This window comes from Marivibrio sp., assembly GCF_040218065.1.
In the GTDB taxonomy this organism is placed as follows: domain Bacteria; phylum Pseudomonadota; class Alphaproteobacteria; order UBA8366; family Aestuariispiraceae; genus Marivibrio.
Genome location: NZ_JAVJQE010000005.1, coordinates 120,124 through 142,400 on the forward strand (window position 1 = coordinate 120,124; position 22,277 = coordinate 142,400).

At 69.8% G+C, this 22,277-nt stretch carries 24 protein-coding genes; 10 read left to right on the plus strand and 14 right to left on the minus strand.

Annotation, left to right across the window (positions count from 1 at the left end):
• Positions 1-2: 2 nt before the first annotated feature.
• Positions 3-194 carry a hypothetical protein gene (locus tag RIB45_RS02830; protein ID WP_350048563.1) on the minus strand — a complete coding sequence of 64 codons (192 nt, stop codon included), beginning with the start codon at positions 192-194 and terminating at the stop codon, positions 3-5.
• A 24-nt stretch (positions 195-218) separates the two neighbouring features.
• Positions 219-1,169: a transcriptional regulator GcvA gene (locus tag RIB45_RS02835; RefSeq protein WP_350048565.1), complete on the minus strand. Its 951-nt coding sequence runs from the start codon at positions 1,167-1,169 to the stop codon at positions 219-221.
• A 183-nt stretch (positions 1,170-1,352) separates the two neighbouring features.
• On the opposite strand from RIB45_RS02835, the gene RIB45_RS02840 reads away from it, so the two are divergent.
• A complete protein-coding gene (locus RIB45_RS02840; protein WP_350048567.1) occupies positions 1,353-1,643 on the plus strand; it encodes a DUF1127 domain-containing protein in 291 nt (96 codons plus the stop codon).
• Between the two features lie 237 nt (positions 1,644-1,880).
• Positions 1,881-2,198 carry a thioredoxin TrxA gene (gene trxA, locus RIB45_RS02845; RefSeq protein ID WP_350048569.1) on the plus strand — a complete coding sequence of 106 codons (318 nt, stop codon included), beginning with the start codon at positions 1,881-1,883 and terminating at the stop codon, positions 2,196-2,198.
• Positions 2,199-2,283: 85 nt separating this feature from the next.
• Here the strand turns inward: trxA and RIB45_RS02850 are convergent, their stop codons facing one another.
• Together RIB45_RS02850 and RIB45_RS02855 are read right to left on the minus strand one after the other, a co-directional pair.
• Entirely contained in the window at positions 2,284-2,880 is a 597-nt protein-coding gene (locus RIB45_RS02850) for a hypothetical protein (RefSeq protein WP_350048571.1), read from the minus strand.
• A 162-nt stretch (positions 2,881-3,042) separates the two neighbouring features.
• The gene (locus RIB45_RS02855; protein ID WP_350048573.1) at positions 3,043-3,855 is read right to left on the minus strand and encodes a tetratricopeptide repeat protein; all 813 of its coding nucleotides are present in this window, start codon (positions 3,853-3,855) and stop codon (positions 3,043-3,045) included.
• 76 nt (positions 3,856-3,931) lie between these two features.
• On the opposite strand from RIB45_RS02855, the gene RIB45_RS02860 reads away from it, so the two are divergent.
• Entirely contained in the window at positions 3,932-4,813 is an 882-nt protein-coding gene (locus tag RIB45_RS02860; protein WP_350048575.1) for an SDR family oxidoreductase, read from the plus strand.
• A gap of 9 nt (positions 4,814-4,822) precedes the next feature.
• Here RIB45_RS02860 and RIB45_RS02865 read toward each other — a convergent pair whose 3' ends face one another.
• The 4 genes from RIB45_RS02865 to cobT form a co-directional block, all read right to left on the minus strand.
• Positions 4,823-5,395: an ActR/PrrA/RegA family redox response regulator transcription factor gene (locus tag RIB45_RS02865; protein ID WP_350048577.1), complete on the minus strand. Its 573-nt coding sequence runs from the start codon at positions 5,393-5,395 to the stop codon at positions 4,823-4,825.
• Between the two features lie 89 nt (positions 5,396-5,484).
• Positions 5,485-6,897 (minus strand): ActS/PrrB/RegB family redox-sensitive histidine kinase, encoded by a 1,413-nt coding sequence (locus RIB45_RS02870; RefSeq protein WP_350048579.1) that lies wholly within the window; start codon positions 6,895-6,897, stop codon positions 5,485-5,487.
• Positions 6,875-8,419 (minus strand): bifunctional aminoglycoside phosphotransferase/ATP-binding protein, encoded by a 1,545-nt coding sequence (locus tag RIB45_RS02875; RefSeq protein ID WP_350048581.1) that lies wholly within the window; start codon positions 8,417-8,419, stop codon positions 6,875-6,877. The genes RIB45_RS02870 and RIB45_RS02875 overlap by 23 nt, the downstream gene beginning before the upstream one ends.
• 14 nt (positions 8,420-8,433) lie before the next feature.
• On the minus strand, positions 8,434-9,477 hold the full coding sequence (gene cobT / locus RIB45_RS02880) for a nicotinate-nucleotide--dimethylbenzimidazole phosphoribosyltransferase (protein ID WP_350048583.1): 1,044 nt from the start codon (positions 9,475-9,477) through the stop codon (positions 8,434-8,436).
• Positions 9,478-9,572: 95 nt separating this feature from the next.
• On the opposite strand from cobT, the gene RIB45_RS02885 reads away from it, so the two are divergent.
• The 5 genes from RIB45_RS02885 to cobW are packed head-to-tail and all read left to right on the plus strand — an operon-like array spanning position 9,573 to position 13,243.
• Positions 9,573-10,373 carry an adenosylcobinamide-GDP ribazoletransferase gene (locus tag RIB45_RS02885; protein WP_350048585.1) on the plus strand — a complete coding sequence of 267 codons (801 nt, stop codon included), beginning with the start codon at positions 9,573-9,575 and terminating at the stop codon, positions 10,371-10,373.
• 40 nt (positions 10,374-10,413) lie between these two features.
• The gene (locus tag RIB45_RS02890) at positions 10,414-11,079 is read left to right on the plus strand and encodes a histidine phosphatase family protein (protein ID WP_350048587.1); all 666 of its coding nucleotides are present in this window, start codon (positions 10,414-10,416) and stop codon (positions 11,077-11,079) included.
• Positions 11,080-11,084: 5 nt separating this feature from the next.
• A complete protein-coding gene (locus RIB45_RS02895; RefSeq protein ID WP_350048589.1) occupies positions 11,085-11,615 on the plus strand; it encodes a hypothetical protein in 531 nt (176 codons plus the stop codon).
• Positions 11,612-12,154 carry a bifunctional adenosylcobinamide kinase/adenosylcobinamide-phosphate guanylyltransferase gene (gene cobU, locus RIB45_RS02900; RefSeq protein WP_350048591.1) on the plus strand — a complete coding sequence of 181 codons (543 nt, stop codon included), beginning with the start codon at positions 11,612-11,614 and terminating at the stop codon, positions 12,152-12,154. Before RIB45_RS02895 ends, cobU begins: the two co-directional genes overlap by 4 nt.
• 36 nt (positions 12,155-12,190) lie before the next feature.
• Positions 12,191-13,243 (plus strand): cobalamin biosynthesis protein CobW, encoded by a 1,053-nt coding sequence (gene cobW, locus RIB45_RS02905; RefSeq protein WP_350048593.1) that lies wholly within the window; start codon positions 12,191-12,193, stop codon positions 13,241-13,243.
• A gap of 188 nt (positions 13,244-13,431) precedes the next feature.
• Here the strand turns inward: cobW and RIB45_RS02910 are convergent, their stop codons facing one another.
• The 6 genes from RIB45_RS02910 to RIB45_RS02935 all read right to left on the minus strand — a co-directional run bounded on the left by RIB45_RS02910 (position 13,432) and on the right by RIB45_RS02935 (position 19,874).
• Positions 13,432-13,707 (minus strand): hypothetical protein, encoded by a 276-nt coding sequence (locus RIB45_RS02910; RefSeq protein ID WP_350048595.1) that lies wholly within the window; start codon positions 13,705-13,707, stop codon positions 13,432-13,434.
• 10 nt (positions 13,708-13,717) lie between these two features.
• A complete protein-coding gene (locus RIB45_RS02915) occupies positions 13,718-14,983 on the minus strand; it encodes a geranylgeranyl diphosphate reductase (RefSeq protein WP_350048597.1) in 1,266 nt (421 codons plus the stop codon).
• A gap of 37 nt (positions 14,984-15,020) precedes the next feature.
• On the minus strand, positions 15,021-16,409 hold the full coding sequence (locus RIB45_RS02920) for a BCD family MFS transporter (RefSeq protein ID WP_350048599.1): 1,389 nt from the start codon (positions 16,407-16,409) through the stop codon (positions 15,021-15,023).
• A complete protein-coding gene (chlG, locus tag RIB45_RS02925) occupies positions 16,409-17,332 on the minus strand; it encodes a chlorophyll synthase ChlG (protein ID WP_350048601.1) in 924 nt (307 codons plus the stop codon). The genes RIB45_RS02920 and chlG overlap by 1 nt, the downstream gene beginning before the upstream one ends.
• 115 nt (positions 17,333-17,447) lie before the next feature.
• Positions 17,448-18,869, minus strand: coding sequence for a transcriptional regulator PpsR (gene ppsR, locus RIB45_RS02930; RefSeq protein ID WP_350048603.1), 1,422 nt, complete (start codon positions 18,867-18,869; stop codon positions 17,448-17,450).
• A 51-nt stretch (positions 18,870-18,920) separates the two neighbouring features.
• Positions 18,921-19,874 carry a cobalamin B12-binding domain-containing protein gene (locus tag RIB45_RS02935; RefSeq protein ID WP_350048605.1) on the minus strand — a complete coding sequence of 318 codons (954 nt, stop codon included), beginning with the start codon at positions 19,872-19,874 and terminating at the stop codon, positions 18,921-18,923.
• Positions 19,875-20,439: 565 nt separating this feature from the next.
• Between RIB45_RS02935 and bchF the strand changes: the two genes are divergently transcribed.
• Together bchF and RIB45_RS02945 are read left to right on the plus strand one after the other, a co-directional pair.
• A complete protein-coding gene (bchF, locus tag RIB45_RS02940) occupies positions 20,440-20,961 on the plus strand; it encodes a 2-vinyl bacteriochlorophyllide hydratase (RefSeq protein ID WP_350048607.1) in 522 nt (173 codons plus the stop codon).
• Positions 20,958-22,277, plus strand: a complete 1,320-nt coding sequence (locus tag RIB45_RS02945; RefSeq protein WP_350048609.1) for a ferredoxin:protochlorophyllide reductase (ATP-dependent) subunit N — start codon at positions 20,958-20,960, stop codon at positions 22,275-22,277. The genes bchF and RIB45_RS02945 overlap by 4 nt, the downstream gene beginning before the upstream one ends.

The following is a 22,277-nucleotide window of genomic DNA, read 5'->3' on the forward strand; positions in this document are numbered from 1 at the left end:
GCCTAGCGCCCGAACTTCTGCACCAGTCCCCAGATCGTCAGCAACACGAACAGGATGAGCGCCGGCATAAGCAGCGCGTCCAGGAAGGCGACCTGATCCTCCCGCCCGATCTGCGCGAGCGCCCAGGGGATCGCGTCCGAGGCCAGGAAAAAGCCGGTCACGATCAGACCGATCAGCGCGAATCGCAGCAGCATCTCGTTCCCCTTCGCGCCCGCGCTCTATGCGTCGGGCGCCTCGTCGTCACGCGCTCCGAGGCGCGGGATCTCCTCGTCCTGACGCCGATCGCGGTCGGCCTCTTCGAACAGCCAGTCCCGGAACGCCTTGATCCTGGGGCGCTGAACCGCATAGGACGGACAGACGAAATAATAAGCGTAATCGCCCGGCAATGCGATCCCGAAGGGGCGCACCAACTGGCCGCGCGCCAGCGCGTCGTGCGCCAGGGACGATCGACCCAGCGCCACTCCCTGGCCGTCGATCGCAGCCTGCAGCACCAAGTCGGAGTAGTTGAAGCTGGGTCCCTTGTCCGGGTCGACGTCGTTCACCCCCGCCGCCAGCAGCCAGACGCGCCAGTCGGTCAGCACGTCGTCATGCAGCAGCGTGTGGTGCTTAAGGTCCGCCGGCGTCTTGAGCGGATGCGGCCCCTCCAGCACCAGGCGCGGGCTGCACACGGGGAACAACTCCTCCGTCATGAAGCGCTCGGCCGCCAGGCCGGGATAGTCTCCTTTGCCCCAGCGGATCGCCACGTCGATGTCGTCGAGGTCGAAATCCGCGAGCTCGTAGTCGGCCGACAGCCGAATGTCGATCTCCGGCTCGCGCTGGCGAAAGCGGGACAGCCGCGGCACCAGCCAAGTTGAGGCGAAGGAGGGCAAGACGCTGACCGTCAACGGCCCGGCCTTCTGCGGCGTCCGGATGCGCTCGGCTGCGCTCGCCACCGTCTCCAGCGCCTGGGAGACGGCGGGGAGAAAGGCCTCGCCCTCCTCCGTCAGCTTCAAGGCGCGGTTCATGCGTCGGAACAAAGCCGCCCCGAGCGCGTCCTCCAACTGCTTGATCTGATGGCTGATCGCGGCCTGGGTCACGTTCAGCTCGGCGGCCGCCTGGGTGAAGGAGAGGTGCCGAGCCGCGGCTTCGAAGGCGCGCAGGGGTTTCAGCGGGGGCAGGCGCTTTGGCATGGCGGGACTCGCAGTGTGACGCTCGTCACTTCGGATTATAAAAACTAATTTCACTCATGAAAAGATATCCCTTGAGAGGCGTCCGGAAATCCCTATTTTCCGGGGCATAGAGATGATGCTGCGCCGCACAAAAACGGGTTGGCGGCGCGGTGAAACCCACAAAGATAGATAAGGAGAAAGATCATGTTCACCGTCAACGGGACCCGGCAGGCGCCGGGCGCCGCCTCCCCGGGGGCGATGGATTTCGGGGGCGTTATGGCCGGGTCGGCCATGCTGTTGGTCGAAGCCGTCGCCGGCGCGATCGCCGGCGCCGGCATGTTGATCGACGACGCGGCCCGGGCCGGCGCCAAGTGGCGCAAGCGCGCCGCCGAGCGTCGCCATCTGGCCGAGCTCGACGACTACCTGTTGCGCGACATCGGCATCGACCGGACCCGCGCGCTGGGCGAGGCCGACAAGCCCTTCTGGCGCGACTGATCCGCGCCCGATCGACCGGTTCGATCAAGGCCGCCCCGGCGCTGCGCCGCGGGCGGCCTTTCTCGTCGGTCTGTGATGGGCGCTCACAACGCCTGCGCCGCGCGCAATCGCTTGACCCTCTACCGACCGCTTCTTAGATTCGAAGACGAGCGAGCGATCAGAAGACTTGCAGCACCCGGTCATTCCCGCAAACGCGGCCGCCTGGCGCGGTCGTTTGCGACGATTAAGGAGAGCGCGATGAGCACCGTGCCCATTTCCGACAGCGATTTCGAGGAGAAGGTCCTGAAAGCGGAAAAGCCTGTTCTGGTCGACTATTGGGCCGAATGGTGCGGCCCCTGCAAGATGATCGGACCGGCGCTCGAGGAGATTTCCGATGAGATGGACGATCTGACGGTCGCCAAGTTGAACATCGACGACAATCCCCAGACGCCGACCAAATACGGCGTGCGCGGGATTCCGACTTTGATGTTGTTCAAGGACGGTCAGGTGGTCGCCACCAAGGTGGGCGCCGTGCCGAAGGGCGCGCTCAGCGACTGGGTGAAGCAGAACATCTAATCCGTCGCGCCCGAGCGCGCATGAAAAACCCCGCCGTCGCGTATCGACGGCGGGGTTTTTTCGTCTCGCCAGCGGCGTCGAGCGATTAGTCGGTCGCCGGGAGGTTCAGCGCGATCAGCTCGTCGCAGCCCGCCTGACCGCCCGCGGCGGATGCGATTTCCTGCGCCAGCTGCGGGCGCACGGCGATGGCGTAGCGCAGCGCGTACAGGCCGAGATCGACCTTCGCGCCGTCGGCCATCAGCTCTTCCAGGACCGACGCGGCCGCAGTGCAGTACGCGGAGCCGGTCTGAGCGTGGCGGATCGACGCATCGTTCGCGAGCTCCGTCACGTAGGCGTTCAGCTTCTTGACGCCCGTGCCGCCGTAATTGTTGGTGAAGTGCGACTTCAGCGCGCGGCCGTGCTGCTGCAGGTCGCTGCGATAGCCGACGGCGAAGGCGTTGTACATCGCGCGTTCGTTGCAGGACAGCGCGGCGACCATCAAGTCGGACTGCAGCGTGCGCACCGATTTGGCGAGCGTGCCCGATTCGATCCCCTGCGTGCAGGCGGCCTGCGCGGCGCCGACGAGGCCGACGCCCATCGCAAGCGCCGCGACGGCGCCCGTCGCGCGGCGGGTCCAGCCGGTCCGGGTCCGGGACGGTTTGGCGCGGGCGGAGTGAACTCGGGTCGTCGCCTGATCGGTCACGTGGCAGCCTCTCGCTCGATGAAAAAAAGGACGACGGCCGCCTGTCGCAGGCGGTCTCGACCGAGGCGGAGTGTACCTGCGCGTCGGGGGGACGATCAAGGCGAAAGCGCCGCGGGCGCGCCAAAATGCCGCCTCAATCAATGCGGTATCCAGGGGCGCGGCTCAGTTCTCGACCGGCGCCTCCGGGCTTTCGGATCCTGTCGGCGGGCCGAAGTCGAGCGAGTCCAGATTGCGCCGGGCCATCTCCGCGGCCGGGCGGCCGTCATGTTTCTCGATCAGCCGGATCCAATCGGCGCGCGCCGCATCCAGATCGCCCGCAAGACGGTGCACGGCGCCGCGTTCCAGCAAGGCCTCCGGATTGTCGGGATCGAGGTCGAGCGCGCGGTTGGCGCTCTCCATCGCCAGATCGAGCACCTCCAACTGCCGATAGGCCGAGGCGCGCAGGGTGAGCGCGTCGACCCGCGTCGAATCGAACTCAAGCGCGCGGTCGAGATCGTCTATCGCCTCCCAAAGCCGGTTCAGGTCGGCCAGCGCCACGGCCCGGTCGATCAGGATGTCCGGCGACTCGGGAGCAAGATCAAGGGCGGCGGTCTGCACCGTGTAGGCCTTCCCGGGCGCGCCTGCGTTCAGCCAGGCCAGGCCGGCGTGGCCCAGAATGTCGGCGACGATGGCCGGCGTCGCGCTGTCCGGCATTTCGACGGCCAGCGCTTCGAATCGCGTCGCCGCCTCCTCATGATGGCCGGCGGCGGCCAAGGCGGCGGCCGCGCAATGCTTCGCCGGCGCGCCGCCGCCGCGGTCCTGCAGCTGCAGCGCGGCTTCGAAGGCCTGGTCTGGGTCGACGTTGATCAAGCTCATGCAGGCTTTGTATTCGCGCGCCTGCAGGGTTTCGATCTCCTGCGCGGCCGCAGGCGGCGGTTCGGCGGCGAGGCTCGTCAGGGCGAGGCCGATGAGGGCGGCTTGAGAGCGGTTGGTCATGGCCCTAAAGTCGACGGCGCGGCGCGCCGGCGCAAGCCCCCAGGCGCGCCCTCGTGTAGGTCGGACGGGAGCGGGCATGACCAAACGGCTGTTCATCTTCGGCTACGGCTTCTCCGCCGCGGCGTTCGCGCGGCGGATGCGCGCGCGCGGGTTCGAGATCGCCGCCACCTGCCGGAGCGCCGAGAAGAAGGCGCGGCTCGAGGCGGATGGAATCGAGGCGCATCTGTTCGACGGAACCGCGCCGATCGCGGCGGCCGAGCGGACGTTGGCCCGCGCCAGCCATCTGCTGTCGTCCGTGCCGCCCGATTCCGAAGGGGACCCCGTGCTGCGTCATCACATAGCGGCGATCCGCGCCGCCGCGCCGTTCGAGTGGATCGGCTATCTCTCCACCACCGGCGTCTACGGCGACCGCGACGGCGATTGGGTCAGTGAAGACAGCGCGCGCACCCCGACCGGCGCGCGCGGGGCGCGGCGGGTGCAGGCGGAAGACGCGTGGTTCTCGCTCGCCGACGCCGGGCCGGTCATGAGTTTCCGTTTGGCGGGGATCTACGGCCCGGGCCGCAGCGCCCTCGACACCGTCCGTCAGGGCAAGGCGCGGCGCATCGTCAAGCCGGGTCAGGTCTTCAGCCGCATCCATATGGAGGACATCGCGCGCGTGCTCGAGGCCTCGGTCGATCGCCCGCACGACGGCGCGGCCTACAATGTCTGCGACGACGAGGCCGCGCCGCCGCAGGACGTGATCGCGCACGCCTGCGAGCTGTTGGGCGAGACGCCGCCGCCGGAAATCCCGTTCGACGAGGCCGAGCTCTCGGACATGGCGAAAAGCTTCTACCGCGACAACAAGCGGGTGCGGAACGACCGAATCAAACGGGAGCTCGGCGTCGCGCTCGCCTTTCCCACCTATCGCGAGGGCCTGGGCGCGCAACTCGCAGCGGAGCGTGCGGAGGCCGCCGATTGAGCCGGAGGCTCAGCCGCGCGGCGCGTGCTTGTTCAGGATCCGCTGCAGCGTGCGGCGATGCATCTTGAGCCGCCGCGCGGTCTCGGAGACGTTGCGATCGCATTGTTCGAAGACGCGCTGGATGTGCTCCCAACGCACGCGGTCCGCCGACATCGGCTCCTCCGGCGGCGGCGGCAACTCACGCGCCCCGTCGGCCAGAAGCGCCTGCGCGATCTGATCCGCGTCGGCCGGCTTCGCCAGATAATCGACCGCGCCGCGCTTGATGGCGGTGACCGCGCTCGCGATGTTGCCGTAGCCGGTGAGCATCACGATGCGCATGTCGGGGCGCGCGTCGCGCAGCGCGTCGACCGCTTCCAGCCCGTTGCCGTCGTCGAGCCGCATGTCGACCACTGCATAGGCCGGCTTGACCGCGGCCGCGGCGGCGCCGGCGGCGGTCACGCTTTCCGCGTCCGTCACCTCGAAGCCGCGCTGCTCCATCGCACGGGCGAGCCGTCGGCGCAGCGGGGCGTCGTCATCCACGATCAGCAATGTGCGCTCCTGCACGGCGTCCGGCGCCGCGCGTTGCAATTCTTCGGCAGGCATCTTTCACCTCGCTTCCATCCGGGAGCGCCGCTTTTCCATTTCCTCCGACCCGGACCGGTCGACGGGAGGGCGGCGCGCTCCGTGGCGTATTATGTAGGCTTTTCCGCGCCCTGGGCCAGCGTTCGACGCTCGAATTCGACCGTCGCCTCGGCGCCCCGACGGTTCCGGAAGACAAGCCGTCCGCCCACCGACTCCAACAGCGTCGTGGCGATGAAGACGCCGAGGCCGAGATGGCCGTCCCGTCCGGCGCGGGTCGACATGTAGGGCTCGCCCAACGCCTGCAGAACCTGCGGCGCGAAGCCGGGTCCGTCGTCCTTCACGGCGACGCTCACCCGCTCGGTCGACCAATGCAGCCGGATTTCGACCCGCCGGCGCGCGAACTGGCCGGCGTTCGAGATCAGGTTGCCGAGCCCGTGCAGCAGCTCCGGTCGGCGCAGCACCCAGGGCTCGGACCCCTCATTGGCCTCGTCGGCGACGATGGCGAACTCGACGCGTTCCGGCACGTGATTTTCCGCCGCCGTCTCGATCAGGCCGGTCAGCGTCAGCCGCTCATAAGGATCGGCCGCCTTGTCGCGGCCGCCGACGTCCGAGAGCGGCCGACGCTCGAGCCCGACCAGAATGTCGCGGCAGCGCTGCGATTGCTCATGCAGCAGCTCGATGTCCTCGCGCAGCGGATCGTCCGGGTGAACCTCGGCTTTCAGGTCCTTGGTCACCACCGCGATGGTGGCGAGAGGGCTGCCCAATTCGTGCGCCGCCGCTGCGGCCAGCGCGCCGACGGCCGAGGTCTCGCGCTCGCGCGCCAGGGCCGACTCGGTCTCGGCCAGGGCGGCGGACAGGCGCCGGCTGTCGTCGGTCACCGACCAGATATAGGCGCCGATGAAGCTGAGCGCGACGGCCAGCGCCGTCCAGACGCCCAGGATATAGGCGGGCGGCAACAGCAAGGGGTTCGCTCCCCAGGGCAGCGGGTAATGGAGGACGGCGAGCGCGCTTGCGATCACGGTCGCCAAGGCGATCATCCAGGCGGCCGAGCGGCGCGACAAGATCGTCGCGGCCACCACCACCGGTCCCAGGATCAGGATCGAAAACGGATTGGCGAGCCCGCCGGTGAAGCCGAGCAACGCGCCCAACTGCACCAGGTCGAACGCCATCACCAACGCCGCGCGGCCTTCGGCCATGCGGCCCGGTCCCGGCGGCGCCGTGATCCAAAGCCAGACGTTGGACAGCGCCAGCGCGCCGATCGTCGCGAAGCATTCGATCAGCGCGACCTCGAAACCCAGCGCATCATGCACCGTCAGCACCGCGACCGCCTGGCCGACCACGGCGATCCACCGAATCAACAGCAGCGTGCGCGGGTGAATGGCGACCCGACGGCCGGGCGGCGGACGCGTGGCGGACCCGCCGCGCTCGACGAACCGGTCGGCGACCGGCGCGCCCACGGGCGGACCCGGGCGGTGGGGGCGGCCGAGGTCTTCGGCCGGATTATCTCGCGTCGCGTCCGTCATCTCTCTCCAGCATACGCAAAGCGCGCCCGGAAAGATCGGAAATCGAGCGATCGGCCGTCAACCGCGGCCAGTCGACCGACCCGGCGCCGGCCTCCAACTGCGCCTTCAGCACCGTTTCGTCGGCGTCGGACGCGTCGCCGCGCCGCCCCGCAATGCGCGCGGCCATCACCTCGGCGGGCGCGTCCAGCCACAGCCCTTGAAACGGGACGCCGGCCGCCTGCGCCGCCGCCTCGATGCGCGCGCGGCTCTCGGGATGGGTGAAAGTTGCGTCCGCGATAACGCCGACCCCCTCGGCGAGGAGCGCGGCGGCGCGCGACTCCATTTCTGCGTAGACGGCGACGCTCACAGCCTCGTCGTAAGCGTCGGCGGGCAGGGGGGCGGTCTCGGCCGCGCCGAAGCGCGCCTTGCGCAGCTGGTCGGTGCGAACGACGACGGCGCCGGGCGGGCCGCCGACCGAGGGGGCGATCGCGCGGGCCAACGTGGACTTGCCCGAGCCGGAAAAGCCGCCGATCGCGATCAGCCGCACCGGCTTCGCCCTCAGGTGGTCCGCGGCGCGGGCGAGGTAGCGCGCGGCCTCTTCGCGCATCGCGGCCGCCTCCTGCGGGTCTTCCTGAACGGCGGCGCCGGCGGCGCTCACCTTGGCGCGGATCGCCGCGCGCATGGAGAGATACAGCGGCGACAGACCCTGTCCCGCCGGATCGTCCCAGACCTCCAGCCAGCGGTCGCGAACCAGCGCCGCCTCCGGCGTCAGCCCGCGATGATCCAGGTCCATCAGCAGGAAGGCGAGGTCGTAGAGCGGGTCGATGTTCGCGAAGGCGTCGTTGAACTCGATGCCGTCGAACAACGTCGGCCGCCCGGCGATCTCGCAGATGTTGCGCAAATGCAGATCGCCGTGGCAGCGCCGCACCGAGGCCGAGCGCGCGGCCAGCGCTTCGGCGCGCTCGGCGAGCGCCTTCTCGGTCCCGCGCGCCAACCGCTCCACCGCCCGCCGATCAAGACCGTCGTCGGCGCGCATGTCCTGGATGGTGTCGCGCGCGATCTTGGCGGCGGCCGACGCCCAGTCGACATCTTTGACGCGCTCCGCCTCGCGGTGAAAACGCGCGATCTCGCGGGCCAGATCCGACAGCTTCGCCGCCGTCAGACGCCCGTCGGCCGCCTGCCGATCGAACAAGCTGTCCTCGTCGAAGCGGCGCATGACCACGACCCAGTCGAGCGCCGCGCTCGGCGTCTCGCCGATCTCGCCGAGACGTGCTCCCTCCTCGCCGGCGACGATCGGCGCCACGCCGAGATAGAGGTCGGGCGCGGTGCGGCGGTTGAGCGTCACCTCCCGCTCGGCGGCCGCGCGACGTTTCTCGGCGGTCGAGAAATCCATGAAGCTGAAGCGCACGGCGCGTTTGAGCTTGTAGACATGCGCGCCCTTCAGAAAAACGGCGCTGGCGTGCGTATCGATTCGCCGGTCCGCGCCCTGCGTCAGCCGCGCCAGCTGCGGGCCTTGATCCTCGACGATGAAGTCGGCGGTCATGAGCCGGCCGCCGATCAGGCTGCGGGGCCGCTGACCGCCGCTTCGGCGAAGGTCGCCATGCCGGCGTGGCAGGCGATCGCCGATTTGACGACCCCCAGCGCCACCGCGGCGCCCGAGCCTTCGCCGAGCCGCATGCCCAGGTCGAGCAACGGCTCCTTGCCCAGCGCCTGCATCAGGCGGCCGTGGCCGGGCTCGGCGGAGCGATGCGCGATCAGGCAGTGATCCAGCGCCGTCTCGTCGATCGCCTGCAGGATCGCCGCCGCGGCGGTGCAGGCGAAGCCGTCGAGGATCACCGGGACGCGGCCCATGCGCGCCGCGATCACGGCGCCGGCGATCGCCGCCAGCTCCAGCCCGCCCAGCCGGCGCAGCAGATCGAACGGGTCCGCCGCCGCCTGGGCGTGCAGGGCTACGCCGGCCTCGACCACCTTGATCTTGGCGGTCAGCGCATCCCCCTGAACGCCCGTGCCGGGCCCGGTCCAGTCTGCGGCCGCCCCGCCGAACAGCGCGCAGGAAAGCGCCGCGGCGCTGGTCGAATTGCCGATCCCCATCTCGCCGAGGCACAGCAGGTCGACCCCTTCCTCGACCGCCATCATGCCGTAGGCCAGCGCCGTGGCGACGTCCGCCTCCCCCATCGCGGGCTCCAGCGTGAAGTCTAACGTCGGGTGGTCCAGCGCCATCTCGTAGACGCGCAGCTCCGCGTCGTGAACCGCGCAGAGTTGGTTCACCGCCGCCCCGCCGCGCTGAAAGTTCGCGACCATCTGGGCGGTGACGTCTGCGGGATAGGCCGAGACGCCGCGCGCCGCGACGCCGTGATTGGCGGCGAAGACCGCGACCCGCGGTCGATCGACCTTCGCCGGATGGCGGCCCTGCCAGGCGGCGGCCCATTCGGCGATCGTCTCCAGGCGACCCAGCGCGCCGGCGGGTTTGGTCAACTCAGTCTCGCGGCTGCGGGCGGCGTCGGCCGCGGCCTTGTCCGGGCCGGGCATCGCGCGCATCAGGCCCCGGATTTCCTCCAGGTCGGCCTCGGGACCGGGTTCGGCGGTCTGGTCGTCGCTCATCGCCCTCGTCTTTCAAAAAATCCGGCAAGAAAGCCGCGGCGCGCCCGGCCTTTCGCCATTGCGCCCGCGCGTCCGCAGGCTTAGAGACTCCGATCATGACCGGCAAGACCGAACCGTCCTCCTCTCCGCTCGGCGCGCTCGTCGGCGACCTTCTGTGCGCGCTCGCCTTTCTGACGCGCGCGCCGGTCCCGGCGACGTCAAGCGCGCACGCCCGACCGCTCGGCCAGGCCGCTTGGGCCTTCCCGCTGGTCGGCCTGGGCGTGGGGTTCGGGGCGGGCGCGGTGCTGGCCCTCGCCGCGGCGCTCGGCGTCCCGCCGCTGGCGGCCGGGTTGCTGGCGCTCGGCGCGAGCGCGACGCTGACCGGCGCGCTGCATGAGGACGGGCTCGCCGATACGCTCGACGGCCTTTGGGGCGGGCGCGATCCGGCCCGGCGGCTGGAGATCATGCGCGACAGCCGCATCGGCGGGTTCGGGGCCTTGGGCCTCGTGATCTCAGTCGGGCTGCGTGCGGCCTGTCTGGCGGCGATCGTCGAGGGGGCCGGCGCGGAGGCCGCATGGCTCGCCTTCGTCGCCGCGGCGGCGGCGGGGCGCGGGGCGTTGCCGGCGATCATGCATCTGACGCCTCGGGCCAGCGCCACGGGCCTCGGGGCGATGGCGGGCCGGCCCAGCGCGGATCGCGCCGTCATCGCCGCGGGGCTCGGCACGCTGGCGCTGCCGCTGCTGCTGGGTCCGGGCGCCGGGCCGGCGGCGGCGCTGTTGGCGTCGATCGCGGCGGTGAAGCTCGCGCTGGTGGCGCGCTGGAAGTTGGGCGGCTATAACGGCGACGTGCTTGGCGCGGCGGAGCAGGCGGTGGAGATCGCCGTCCTGCTGACCGCCGCGGCGGCCTTGTCCTACTGATTCTTGTTTCGAGCGGGTTTTTGAGCGAGTTGGAGCGGCCATGACGGCGACGGTGACGCGATGGTGGTGGGTGCGGCACGCGCCGGTCACGGTCAATCAGGGCCGGATCTACGGGGCGCAGGATCTGGACTGCGAGACCGACGACCGCGGGTCCTTCGACGGTCTGGCGGCCTTGTTGCCGGACGGCTCGGCGCTGGTGACCAGCCAACTGAAACGCACCCATCAGACGGCGGACGCGATCCGCGCCGCCGGCCTGGATCTGCCGGAGCCGCTGGTGGAGCCGGCGCTGGGCGAGCAGAGCTTCGGCGTCTGGCAGGGCCTTCGCCATGAAGACCTGCAGCGCGACGAGGCGTTCACCGGCCATCATTTCTGGCTCTGCCCCGGCTATTTCCGCCCGCCGGAGGGGGAAAGCTTCGCCGACTTGATCGCTCGGGTGGCGGAGGCGGTGGAGCGTCTGTCGGACGCCCACGCCGGGCGCGACGTCGTCTGCGTCGCCCACGGCGGCACCATCCGCGCGGCGCTGGCGCTGGCGCTCGGCCTCGATGCGGAAGGGGCGCTCGGTTTCGCGATCGACAATCTGAGCGTCACCCGCCTCGACCGGATCGTGGAGCGCGGCGCGGCGCCGGACGGTCATCAGGACCGCCGGATGTGGCGGGTGGTGATGGTCAACCGCGCGCCCGCCGCGCCCGTAGCGCCGAAGGCCTGACGCCGATGTTCGAGGAGCATCTGACCAACCCTCGCGGCTGGTTCGGCGCGCTGCTGGTCCTCGGCTTCTTTTTTCTGATGTGGAAGTTCGCCCGCAAGCCGGGCGCCAAACCTCAGACGTGGGAATACAGCTACGATTATGTCTGTGAACGCGCAGAGGAGGCGAACGACAAGCTGGCGGAGACCTTTCAGGCGATGCTGGCGGCGCTCAAGCCGAAGGAGCGGAAGCGCGCGCATCTGATCCGATTGGCGGTCATGAACCGCGGGGCCTGGCGCATCGCGCCGGAGAACCATCTGCGCCCGCTGACGGTCGCCTTCCCCCAGGACGCCCGGCTGCTCGCGGCCGAGTTCGTCGAGGCCTTCGGACCCGCGCCCGAGGGGACGCCCCAGATCACCCGCTACGAGCGCGGGATCGAGGTCGCGCCCTTCGATCTGCCGGTCAATTGCGCGCTGGTCTTCCAACTGGTCGCCACCGCCCCGCCGAGCGTGATCGACGGCGGGATCGAAGGCCAGGCGGCGATCGAGAGGCTGAAATGACGCCGGCCCCGTTCGATCGCGGCGTGCTGTTCCTCCTCGGCGGCGCGCGCAGCGGCAAGACGCGCCGCGCGCTGGCGGCGGCGGAGGATCTGTTCGAGCGCCGCGCTTTGGCCCCGATCTACATCGCCACCGCCCAGGCTTTCGACGACGAGATGCGCGCGCGCATCGACGCGCACAAGGCCGAGCGCGGCGACCACTGGACGACGGTCGAGGCGCCGCGCGATCTGTCGCAGGCGATCGGGCGCGAGACGTCGGAGGATCGCGTGCTGCTGGTCGATTGCTTGACGCTGTGGACCAGCAACTTGATGCTGGCGGACGAAGATTTGGCGGGGCCGACGGAGGCGCTGGTCGCGGCGCTGAAGGGCGCTGCCGGGCCGGTGATCGTCGTTTCCAACGAAGTGGGCTTGGGCGTCGTCCCGGAGACTGCGCTGGGTCGCCGCTTTCGGGACGAAGCCGGCCGGATCAACCAGCGGGTCGCGGACGCCGCCGACCGGGTGGAGTTCGTCGCCGCCGGCCTGCCGATGCGCCTCAAAGGCTGAGCGCGCGAAAGACTGTGAAAGACTGAGGAGAGGCCGATGGCCCAACGCATTCCCGCCACCGTCGTGACCGGCTTCTTGGGGGCCGGCAAGACCAGCTTGATCCGCCATATGATCGAGCGCAACGACGGCCGGCGCCTGGCCTTCCTGATCAATGAGTTCGGCGACCTGGGCATCGACCGTGAGCTGTTGCTGGGCTGCGGGATCGAAGGCTGCGGCGAAGACGACGTGGTCGAGCTCGCCAACGGCTGCATCTGCTGCACGGTGGCCGACGACTTCCTGCCGTCGATCGAGAAGATCCTGGATCGTCCCGACCCGCCCGAGCACATCCTGATCGAGACGTCGGGCCTGGCCCTGCCCAAACCCTTGGTGAAGGCCTTCAGCTGGCCCGAGGTGCGCGCGCGCGTCACCGTGGACGGGGTCATTACGGTCGTCGACGCGCACGCGCTGGCGTCGGGCCGTTTCGCCGACGACGAGGGCGCCGTCCAGGCGCAGCGCGAGGCGGACCCGGCGCTGGATCACGAGAACCCGCTCGAGGAGGTGTTCGAGGATCAGTTGCTGTGCGCCGACATGGTGGTGCTGAACAAGACCGACCTGATCGACGCCGAGACCGTGCGCCGCCTGGAGGCGGAGATGGCGAAGAGCCTGCGGCCGGGCGTGCGCTTCGTCCACGCGCAGAACGCGGCGGTCGATCCGACCGTCCTGCTCGGCCTCGACGCCAAGGCGGAGGACGATCTGGACGCCCGCAAGAGCCATCACGACGCGGCCGACGACGATCACGATCACGACGATTTCGAAAGCTTCACGCTGCGTCTCGGCGCGATCGAGGATTCGACCGCGCTTGAGGCCCGGCTGATCCGGGCGATCGAGGCGCATGACGTGCTGCGCGTCAAAGGCTTCATCGACCGGCCGGGGGTCGAACGCCGCGAGGTCGTCCAAGGCGTCGGCCCGCGCCTGCAACGCTATTTCGACCGCGCCTGGAAGCCCGGCGAAGAGCGGCGCACCGAGATCGTGGTGATCGGCCGCACCGGCCTCGACCGCGCGGCGATCACCGACTTGGTTGCGGGTGAGACCGCCGCGGCGGCGGAGTAGCGGGAAGGGGCGGTTGCGTTTTCCACCGACGACGCCCGCTCTTCATACGACTCGACTGTCACGCCGGGCGGCCGCGAGGCCGACCCGGCATCTTGCTGGGCGCGCGCAGACCGCCAGATCCCGGCCCTTCGCTCAGCTCCGGCCGGGACGGCATTCTAAGCCCGCGGGGATGAGGGCGCTTCCGACCCTTACCGCCACCGTCCCCGGATATCCAGCAGATGCGCCGCGCCTGCGCCCGCCAGGGCGAGAGCGACGACGCCCGGATGCGCCTCGATCAGGATCGCGCGGCAGGCCAGCAGCAGAAAAAGCCCCGCCGCCAACGTCGGCAGCAGGCGGCCCGGCGCGATCCCGCGGCCCTTGGCCCGCCACAGCCAGGCGAGAACCGCAGCCTCGACGACCGTCAGCAGCACGATCAGGTCGATCGCCCGCTCGGGGCTCAGAAGCCAGCCCGGTTCCTCGCTCATGCGGCTCGGCTCAGCGCGCCGAGACGAGGCCGAGCAGGTGCGCCATGTCCTTGAAGAAGATGCGTACGTGGGCCGCCGGCTTCGCGCGGACCAGGCGCTTGTTCATGTAGGCTTCCCAGGTCAGGCGCTGCACGTCGGGATCGGCGCAGATGGTGGTGAACCGCTCGCGGCGCTTGTCGCTGTTGTACCAGAAGTTCTGCATGATCCCGAGGATCCAGAAGATCCGGCCGTGCTCCTTCATGAAGGTCTTGCGCGCGCGCTTCAGAGCCTTGGTCTCGCCGGTCGCGAGGAAGGCTTCGCCCGCCTCGGCCGAGAGCCGCCCGCCCAGCATGGCGTAGTAGATGCCCTCGCCGGACGCCGGGGCGACCACGCCGGCGGCGTCGCCCGCCAGCAGCACGTCGCGGCCGTTGTCCCAGATCTTGAGCGGCTTCAACGGGATCGGCGCGCCTTCCGTGCGCACCGTCTTGCAGCCGTCGAGGCCGGCCGCCTTGCGCAGATCGGAGACCGAGCCGCGCAAGGAGAAGCCCTTGTTGGCGCTTCCGGTGCCGATGCTGGCCTTGGTCCCGTGCGGGAAGACCCAGGCGTAGAAGTCGGGCGAGAGCTTGCCCTGATAATAGACGTCGCAGCGCACCGCGTCGTATCGCGCGTCCTGGGCGGCCAAATCCTGCGGGATCTCGATGATCTCATGATAGGCGAAGACGCAGGGGTTGCGGCTGTTGTCCGTAACCTCCTGTTTGGCGACGGCGGAGTTGGCGCCGTCCGCGCCGATCACCAGCTTGGCGCGCGCCGCGGCCGGTTCGGCGTCCTTGTCGGCGCCTTTCGCCGCGTAGCGCACGACGGCCGCGCCGTCGGCGTCGCGGTCGACGCGAATGTAGCGCCCGTCGACGCGGGTCGCGCCGGCTTCGCGCGCGCGCTCGCGCAGGAACTCGTCGAAGTCCTCGCGATCGACCATGCCGACATAGCCGCCGTCGATCGGCATGTCGACTTCCCGGTCGGTCGGCGAGATGATGCGCGCGGTGTTGATTCGCGCCACGATCAGATGGCCGGGAATGTCGAAGTCCCGCACGAGTCGCGGCGGGATCGCGCCGCCGCAGGGCTTGATTCGCCCCGCCTTGTCGAGCAGCAGGACGGAGCGTCCGGCCCGGGCCAGCTCCTCCGCGGCGGTCGCCCCCGACGGGCCGCCGCCGACCACGACGACGTCGTAGGACGGGATGTCGGCGGGCAGGGCCGCAGAACGCTCGGCGGTCGGTTTCAGATCCTCAACGCTGTCGAACATGGCTCTACTCCCTCCCCTCGAAAGGCGGTCGGTTACGTCATTCGGCCGGCGACGGCTGTGGGCCGGCGGCGGAAGCGACCGTGGATTCGCTCTCATGCGGCGGGCCGTGCGCCGCGTCTCTCGATCGCGGCGCCGCAACGCGCGCGGCCAGCGCGGCCGAGATCACGAACAGCACGGCCTCCGCGCCGAAAGCGACCGCGTAGGCGCTTTCGACCGAAGCCAGTTGGGTGCGCGCCAGATCGACCGACGCCGCGCCCAGAAAGCCGCCGAGGCCGAAGGCGATCGCCTGCGCCGCGCCCCACAGGCCCATCCGCACGCCCTCGCGCCGGGCCTTGCCCGCGCCGGCGAGGTTCATCATCGAGCCGATGGCCGCGACCGCGAAGGCCCCGTTGGCCAGGCCCAGCAGGAAAACGTTGACCCGGATCGGCCAGTCGGGCGCGACCATCGCGCCCAAAACCACGCCGACCAGCGCCGCGCCGGAGGCGAGGCAGCCGCCGACCGTCCAGTCCTTGAGCGTGCCGAGCCGTCCGCGCGCCCAGCCGCTGCAGGCGACGCCGACCAGCACCATGCCGACGAAGACGCCGCCGTGCTGCACGCCGGCCAGCTGCGTCGACTGGCCCGGCGTCATGGCGAAGACATGGCCGGCGAACGGCTCCAAAATCAGATCCTGCATCGAATAGGCGAGCATCGAGGCGAAGACGAAGACGGTGAAGCGCCGGGCGTCGGTCTCCGCCCAGATCTCGGCGATCACCTGTCGGAACGGCGGCCGGTCGGCCTTCTGCGCGTCGCCGGTCGGCTTGCGCACGGCGGCCGAGCGCGATTCGAGGCGCCACAGCGTCAACGCGGTCAGAACGAAAGCGGAGCCGACGACGACGGCCGAGACGGCGAGCAGCCGCTCCGGCGTGAAAGGGTCGAGGAAGGCGCCGGAGATCCCGGCGGTGGTCGCGATGCCGGCGATCATCATCAGCCAGCAGATGGTGGCGGCCGCCGCGCGCCGGTCCGGTCCGACCCGCGTCGCCAGCAAGGCCAGGAGCGAGGTGCCCGCCGCGCCGACGCCCACGCCGATCAGGGTGAAGGCGAGGATGGCGAGCGTCACCCCCAGCGCGGTCGACGATCCCATGACATAGGTCGCGACCGCCGCCAAGAATCCGCCCAGCGCCAGCACGCCCACGCCGCCGACGATCCAAGGCGTGCGCGCGCCCCCCATATCGGAGCCGTAACCCCAGCGCGGTCGGGAGAGCTGCACCGCGTAGTGCCAGCCGACCAGCGCGCCCGGAAGCATCGCGGGCAGCGCCAGCTCCACCACCATCACGCGGTTGAGGGTGGAGGTGGTCAGCACCACCACGGCGCCCAGCGCCACCTGGACCAGGCCGCAGCGCACGATGCCGAGCCAACCCATCGGTTTCAGGTCAGCGTCGGCGCGCATCACACGCCTCCCGCCGGCGCGTTCAGCGCGCTCGACAGCGCGAAGGCGGAAAGCAGCATGCCGAGGACGTAAAGCGAGGTGCCGGTCGCGTTGTACCAGGCCGCCTGTTCCTTCGGATTGGCGAGGAGACGCGGCATCAGGGCGATCTGGGCGGCGAACAGAAGCCCGATCCCGGCCGCGTAGAACGGCGCGTCGAGCCACGCCAGCAATATAAAGACCGCGATCTGCGGCAGCGCCATGACATAGCAGGCGAGCTTCGCGGCCCGATCGACGCCGAGCGTCACCGGCAGGGATTTGATGCCCATCTCCCGGTCGCCTTCGACCGCCTTGAAGTCGTTCAAGGTCATGATGCCGTGCGCGCCGAGGCTGTAGAGCCCGGCCGTCGCCACGATCTCCCACGGCGGGAAGCCGCCCAGCATCACGGCCGCGCCGGTGAACCAGGGGATGCCCTCATAGCCGACGGCGCAGGCGCCCGCGCCGGTCCAGCCGTTCATCTTGAGCCGAAGCGGCGGCGCGCTGTAGATCCAGGCCAGCACCAGGCCGATCGCGGCGGCGACCGCCACCCAGGGCCCTAGCGCCAGCGCCAGCAGCGCCGAGAGAATCGTCCAGACGATCGCGATGTAAAGGCCCCAGCGTCCCGGAATCCGGCCGGAGGGTATGGGACGGTCCGGCTCGTTGATCGCGTCGACATGGCGGTCGAACCAGTCGTTCACGGCCTGACTGGCCGCACAGACCAGCGGTCCCGCCAGCACGATTCCGAGCAGCGCGTATTCCCAGCGCTCCAGGATCGGCGCCCCTGAGGAGACGACGCCGCACATGAAGGCCCACATCGGCGCGAACCATGTGATCGGCTTCAACAGCGTCAAGGCCGCCGAAGGCTCAGGAAACCGCTGGGGCGGCGCAGGGGTTACGGTGCTGTCCATGACCGGAATGGTACGGCGCGGCGCAGCGGGTGTCAATCAAACGAGACACTCAGCGCAGGCGAAATTGTCACGTTTTAATGACAGATGCGCGACGGTGCGGTACGTCCCGTCCGCCTCACTCCAGATTGCCGATGCCGTGCCGACGGAGTTTGACGTAGAGGCTCTGCCGGCTGAGGCCCAGCATCTCGGCGGCCGAGGCGCGGTTGTCGCCGGTCAGCCGCAGGGCGGCCTCGATGCACAGCCGTTCGATGATGTCGGTGGTCTCCTGCACCAAGTCCTTCAGCGGCACGCGGCCCACCAGATTGGTCAGCTGCTCGGCCGATTTCGGCAACAGGGTCTCGCCCGGCGCATCGGCCGGGACGCGGCCTTCCACCGCGCGAATGAGGAAGCCGAGACACGGCGGATCGGACTCCCGCGCCGCGGCGGCGGACATCTCCACCTCGATGTCGGTGCCGTACTCGCTGCGCAGCGTCGTGGCGAAGAGCCGGATCGAGCCGTGCTCCTTCAGGTTCGCCATCAGCACGTTCATGTCGACGCCCGACCGGCCGAGCCAGCGCTCCAACGTCTCGCCGCGCACCAGCTCCTCGCTCGGCGCCTGGGCCATGTCGAGGAAGGCGCCGTTCGCGCTCAGCACCCGACCGGCGAAGTCGGTCACGACGAACGCGTCGGGCGCGTGGCTCACCACATGAGCGACCGCGCGCATCTCGGCGTCGCCGGCCATGTCTTCGCCGGCGGACTCCGGGGTGATGCGGATCAGGTACATCGACAGGCTGTCCTGCCGGAACAGCGAGGCCGAGAGCGAGAGCGCGCGCTCCGCGCCGCGGATCGTGACCGAGGCGTCGCCCGGCCGCCCGGTCTCGCGGACGCGCGCGAGCAACTGGTCCAGCGCCTGCGCGCTAGGGCCTTCGAAATTCTTGAAGAGATTGGCGCCGATCAAGCGTTTCGCTTGACTGTTCAACAGTTTGGCGGCGGCGGGGTTGGCTTCGACGATCTTGTGATTGGCCGCGTCGACGATCAGCACCGCCTCGGCGGCGATCTGGAACAGCAGGCGATAGCGGGTCTCGGCCGTGCGCAGCCGGGCGTATTCCCGCTCGAGCGAGAGCTGGGTGTCGACGAGGCGCTGCTGCAGGGCGGCCAGCGCCCGCATTTCGCGTCCCACGGCCAGCACGCGCCCGTCGCCTAGCGGAACGGCCATGTACTTGACCGGCACGTCGACGCCGTCGTCCACCGGGTGATTGACCTGACGCCACCGAGTCTGTCCGCCGGCGGAATCAGCCAACAGGGCGTCGATCTTCGCGCGGCTTTCGCCGGTCACGACGTCCGACAGGCTGCGCCCGATCCATTCGTCGCTGAGGTGGCTCGCCAGTTCGCTGCTTCCGAAAGCGGCGTCGAGGATCGCACCGTCGGCGTCAAGCACCAAGGCGACATCCGAAGCCGCGGCGATCAGGCGCCCGGCGCCGACGACGTCTAGAGCCCCGAGGAACCGTTCCGGATCCTTGAAGCGGGCCTTCTCATCGGTGGGCGCCAAGCTCTGCATGCCGTATTCACTTTCCTCGGGCCTCTCAGAGCGGCCGATCAGGCCGGCCGCTCAGACGGACGCCGAAGCGCCGATCAATCTTTCCGCGTTGTCGACCGCATCGCGCGCGTCCGTCGCATGGGCGTCGGCGCCGATCCGGCGAGCCAAGGTCGGGTCGTCCGCGAAGACGCGACCGCCAACCAGAATAGACACGTCAGCATTAAGGGAATGTTGACGGATCGAGCGAATAGCCGATTGAAGCGCGCCGATCAAGTCGTCCCGGCAAAGCGACAAACCCACCACGGTGAAGCGTTCGAGCGAGACCGTGGAGACAAGCAAACCCTCGGCGGCCGCGCCGTCGACGACGACCTCCCAGCCGTCGCGCCGGAAGAATTCCTCGACCACTGAGACGCCGAACGTGTGCTGCTCGCCGGGTGTGGGCGCCAGCAGAATGCGTCGCGGCTGGGCGTCCGGCGCCGGACGCGCCGAGCCGACGTCGCCGAACGCCGGGCTCAAGGAGCGCAGCATCGTTTGAAGCCGCGACAGACCGAGCGTCACGTCGGCGAACGACCGGCGATCGTCGCTCCATGCGTCGCCGAGTTCGCGCGCGGCCGGCCCCATAAGATCGACGAAAAGCTCCTCCAGGGCCAGCCCTCGCCGACGCAGGGTCGCGAGATAGGCCGAGGCGGCGTCCGCATCGGGCGAGACCAGCCGCTCGGCGAAGCGCAGCACGTCGTCCGCCTCCAACAAAGACGAGGGCGCGCGCGATGGGAACGCGTCCGCGCGCCCGTCCGCGGGGGCGGAAAGCGCCGTCGGGGCGGCGTGGGCGTTCAGCAGACGGGGTATGATCTCGTCCTCGATGGTTCGGTTCAGCACCCGCGCCTCGGCCTTTCGACGCTCTGGAGCGGGCGGCGAGGCGGCGTGTTCAGCCTCGCTATAGACGATTCGCGGACAGGATTCCGCGCCCGATTCCGCCAGATCCGCCGCTTCGGCGGCTCGTAAAGTCATGGACGAGGTCGTGGCCATCGTCGCTCCCCTTCCTCGACCCTCGGCTCCCGGCGCGCGCCGCCCGGCCTTCCGACCGGCGCTCGACTCCACCCTCGATCCAGCGCGGAAGAAGAGGGGCTTCGACTCGCGCTCTCGCTCACCCCTGATCGCGTCCGGCCGAGAGGGCGAAAGCCGGCCTGCGGATCGGACGGGTCGTACATCCGATATGCAGCCGCCCGCCCTGCGCCGCCGCCTGCGAGCTTGCTCCAGCCCGGCTAGGCGACGCGGCGAACGCGCCGGTCCGACGTCTTTGCGCCTCGGATCCGGCGACGGCGAGGTTCGGCCCCATGCGCCGATCGTCCTCGCCGCGGCCCCGTCTGCGTCGTGGTTGTCGGCCGGTTGAAGTCCGCGCCGTCCGCCGATCGCCCGACAGGGTCCAGGCCGCATCATAACGCATCCGGTCAAAAATGTAAGCTTTCATATACGTCAACTTTTGTTGACAGATGCGCGCGCCTTTCCGTACACTCTGTAGCGTTAAATGGCGTCGGACGGCCTTGAACGATCCGGCGTCGACTAGGAGCAGACAGGGGGGTCCGCACGGGCCATGGCGCAAACAAGCCAGAAAACCGGGCTATACACGGCGGAGGAACGCCGCCGGCGGGATCAGACGAAGTGGACGCTGGTGCAGGGCGTGCTCGCCCCGCTGCAGTTCCTGGTCTTCCTCGTGAGCCTCGGGTTGGTGCTGCGCTATCTCGCCGCCGGCGAGGGCTTGGCGCTGGCGACCTGGTCGGTCGTGATCAAGACGGTGATCCTGTACATCATAATGGTCACCGGCTCGATCTGGGAGAAGGTGGTGTTCGGCCGCTGGCTGTTCGCCCCCGCCTTCTTCTGGGAAGACGTCTTCTCGATGTTGGTGCTGGCGCTGCACACCGCCTATCTCGCGGCGGTCTTCGCCGGCTGGGGCGACGGGCGCGATCAGATGCTGCTCGCGCTTGCGGCCTACGCCACCTACGTCGTCAACGCCGGTCAATTCCTCTGGAAGCTTCGTCAGGCCCGCCTGCAGCAGGCGGCCCAAGACGAAGCCGCGTCGAATCAGGACGCGCTCGGCGTGGGAGCGACCGGATGACTGAAGCCTATACGCTCGACGTCAGCCCCGAGGGCCGTAGCGGCGCGCAGGCCGCGCCGGACGCCGGATGCCAGGACGCGCCCGTTCTGAAGGAGCGCGGCCAACGGGAGGTCTTCTGCGGGCTGACCGGCATCGTCTGGATGCACCGCAAGATCCAGGACGCCTTCTTTCTGGTCGTCGGCTCGCGCACCTGCGCGCATCTGATCCAATCGGCCGCGGGCGTCATGATCTTCGCCGAGCCGCGCTTCGGCACCGCCATCATCGACGAGCGCGATCTGGCCGGGCTGGCCGACGCGAACGACGAACTCGACAAATGCGTCGACCGCCTGCTGGCGCGCCGCCCCGACATCAAGATGCTGTTCCTCGTCGGGTCCTGCCCGTCGGAAGTGATCAAGCTCGACCTCTCCCGGGCCGCGCAGCGCCTGTCGCGCCGCCATATGCCGGACGTGCGCGTGTTGAACTATTCCGGCAGCGGGATCGAGACGACCTTCACGCAGGGGGAAGACGCCTGCCTCGCCTCGCTGGTTCCGGAAATGCCGGCGGCGGACGACAGCGCGGAGCCCTCGCTGATGGTGGTCGGCTGTCTCGCCGACGTGGTGGAGGATCAGTTCCGCCGCACCTTCGAGACGCTCGGCGTCGGCCCCGTCCATTTCCTGCCCCCGCGTCGCGCGGGCGATCTGCCTCCCGTCGGGCCGACCACGCGCTATCTGCTGGCGCAGCCCTTCCTGGCGGATACGGCGCGCGCGCTGGAGGATCGCGGGGCGGAGCGTCTGGTCGCCCCGATGCCGCTGGGCGCCGAGGGCACGACCGCCTGGCTGCGGGCGGCGGCCAACGCCTGGGGCGTCGACGCCGCGCGCTTCGATGAGGTGACCAAGCCCGGGCGCGAGCGCGCCGAGGTCGCCGTCGCCCGTTACCGCGAGCGCTTGGCCGGCAAGCGCCTTTTCTTCATGCCCGACAGCCAGTTGGAGCCGCCGATCGCGCGGTTTCTCGCCCGCGAATGCGGCGTCGAGCTGATCGAGGTCGGCACGCCCTTCCTGCATCGCGAGCATCTCTCGGAGGAGTTGAAGCTGCTGCCCTCGACCGTGCGGCTCAGCGAAGGGCAGGACGTCGACCTCCAGCTCGACCGCGTGCGGGCCGATCGGCCGGACCTGACGGTCTGCGGTCTCGGCCTCGCCAATCCGCTGGAGGCGGAGGGTATGGCGACGAAATGGTCGATCGAACTCGTCTTCACGCCGATCCAGGGCTACGAGCAGGCCGGCGACCTGGCCGAGCTGTTCAACCGTCCGCTCGATCGGCGCGACCGGTTGAAGGTCTGA

What these genes read in the sequence shown, in the direction of transcription:
- RIB45_RS02875 (WP_350048581.1), bottom strand. Translation starts at nt 8,419, where the DNA reads ATGACCGCCGACTTCATCGTCGAGGATCAAGGCCCGCAGCTGGCGCGG.
- RIB45_RS02895 (WP_350048589.1), top strand. Translation starts at nt 11,085, where the DNA reads ATGTTCGAGGAGCATCTGACCAACCCTCGCGGCTGGTTCGGCGCGCTG.
- RIB45_RS02920 (WP_350048599.1), bottom strand. Translation starts at nt 16,409, where the DNA reads ATGCGCGCCGACGCTGACCTGAAACCGATGGGTTGGCTCGGCATCGTG.
- RIB45_RS02935 (WP_350048605.1), bottom strand. Translation starts at nt 19,874, where the DNA reads ATGGCCACGACCTCGTCCATGACTTTACGAGCCGCCGAAGCGGCGGAT.
- RIB45_RS02840 (WP_350048567.1), top strand. Translation starts at nt 1,353, where the DNA reads ATGTTCACCGTCAACGGGACCCGGCAGGCGCCGGGCGCCGCCTCCCCG.
- bchF (WP_350048607.1), top strand. Translation starts at nt 20,440, where the DNA reads ATGGCGCAAACAAGCCAGAAAACCGGGCTATACACGGCGGAGGAACGC.
- trxA (WP_350048569.1), top strand. Translation starts at nt 1,881, where the DNA reads ATGAGCACCGTGCCCATTTCCGACAGCGATTTCGAGGAGAAGGTCCTG.
- RIB45_RS02890 (WP_350048587.1), top strand. Translation starts at nt 10,414, where the DNA reads ATGACGGCGACGGTGACGCGATGGTGGTGGGTGCGGCACGCGCCGGTC.
- RIB45_RS02855 (WP_350048573.1), bottom strand. Translation starts at nt 3,855, where the DNA reads ATGACCAACCGCTCTCAAGCCGCCCTCATCGGCCTCGCCCTGACGAGC.
- chlG (WP_350048601.1), bottom strand. Translation starts at nt 17,332, where the DNA reads ATGGACAGCACCGTAACCCCTGCGCCGCCCCAGCGGTTTCCTGAGCCT.
- ppsR (WP_350048603.1), bottom strand. Translation starts at nt 18,869, where the DNA reads ATGCAGAGCTTGGCGCCCACCGATGAGAAGGCCCGCTTCAAGGATCCG.
- RIB45_RS02870 (WP_350048579.1), bottom strand. Translation starts at nt 6,897, where the DNA reads ATGACGGACGCGACGCGAGATAATCCGGCCGAAGACCTCGGCCGCCCC.
- RIB45_RS02865 (WP_350048577.1), bottom strand. Translation starts at nt 5,395, where the DNA reads ATGCCTGCCGAAGAATTGCAACGCGCGGCGCCGGACGCCGTGCAGGAG.
- RIB45_RS02915 (WP_350048597.1), bottom strand. Translation starts at nt 14,983, where the DNA reads ATGTTCGACAGCGTTGAGGATCTGAAACCGACCGCCGAGCGTTCTGCG.
- cobT (WP_350048583.1), bottom strand. Translation starts at nt 9,477, where the DNA reads ATGAGCGACGACCAGACCGCCGAACCCGGTCCCGAGGCCGACCTGGAG.
- cobW (WP_350048593.1), top strand. Translation starts at nt 12,191, where the DNA reads ATGGCCCAACGCATTCCCGCCACCGTCGTGACCGGCTTCTTGGGGGCC.
- RIB45_RS02835 (WP_350048565.1), bottom strand. Translation starts at nt 1,169, where the DNA reads ATGCCAAAGCGCCTGCCCCCGCTGAAACCCCTGCGCGCCTTCGAAGCC.
- RIB45_RS02910 (WP_350048595.1), bottom strand. Translation starts at nt 13,707, where the DNA reads ATGAGCGAGGAACCGGGCTGGCTTCTGAGCCCCGAGCGGGCGATCGAC.
- RIB45_RS02830 (WP_350048563.1), bottom strand. Translation starts at nt 194, where the DNA reads ATGCTGCTGCGATTCGCGCTGATCGGTCTGATCGTGACCGGCTTTTTC.
- cobU (WP_350048591.1), top strand. Translation starts at nt 11,612, where the DNA reads ATGACGCCGGCCCCGTTCGATCGCGGCGTGCTGTTCCTCCTCGGCGGC.
- RIB45_RS02885 (WP_350048585.1), top strand. Translation starts at nt 9,573, where the DNA reads ATGACCGGCAAGACCGAACCGTCCTCCTCTCCGCTCGGCGCGCTCGTC.
- RIB45_RS02945 (WP_350048609.1), top strand. Translation starts at nt 20,958, where the DNA reads ATGACTGAAGCCTATACGCTCGACGTCAGCCCCGAGGGCCGTAGCGGC.
- RIB45_RS02860 (WP_350048575.1), top strand. Translation starts at nt 3,932, where the DNA reads ATGACCAAACGGCTGTTCATCTTCGGCTACGGCTTCTCCGCCGCGGCG.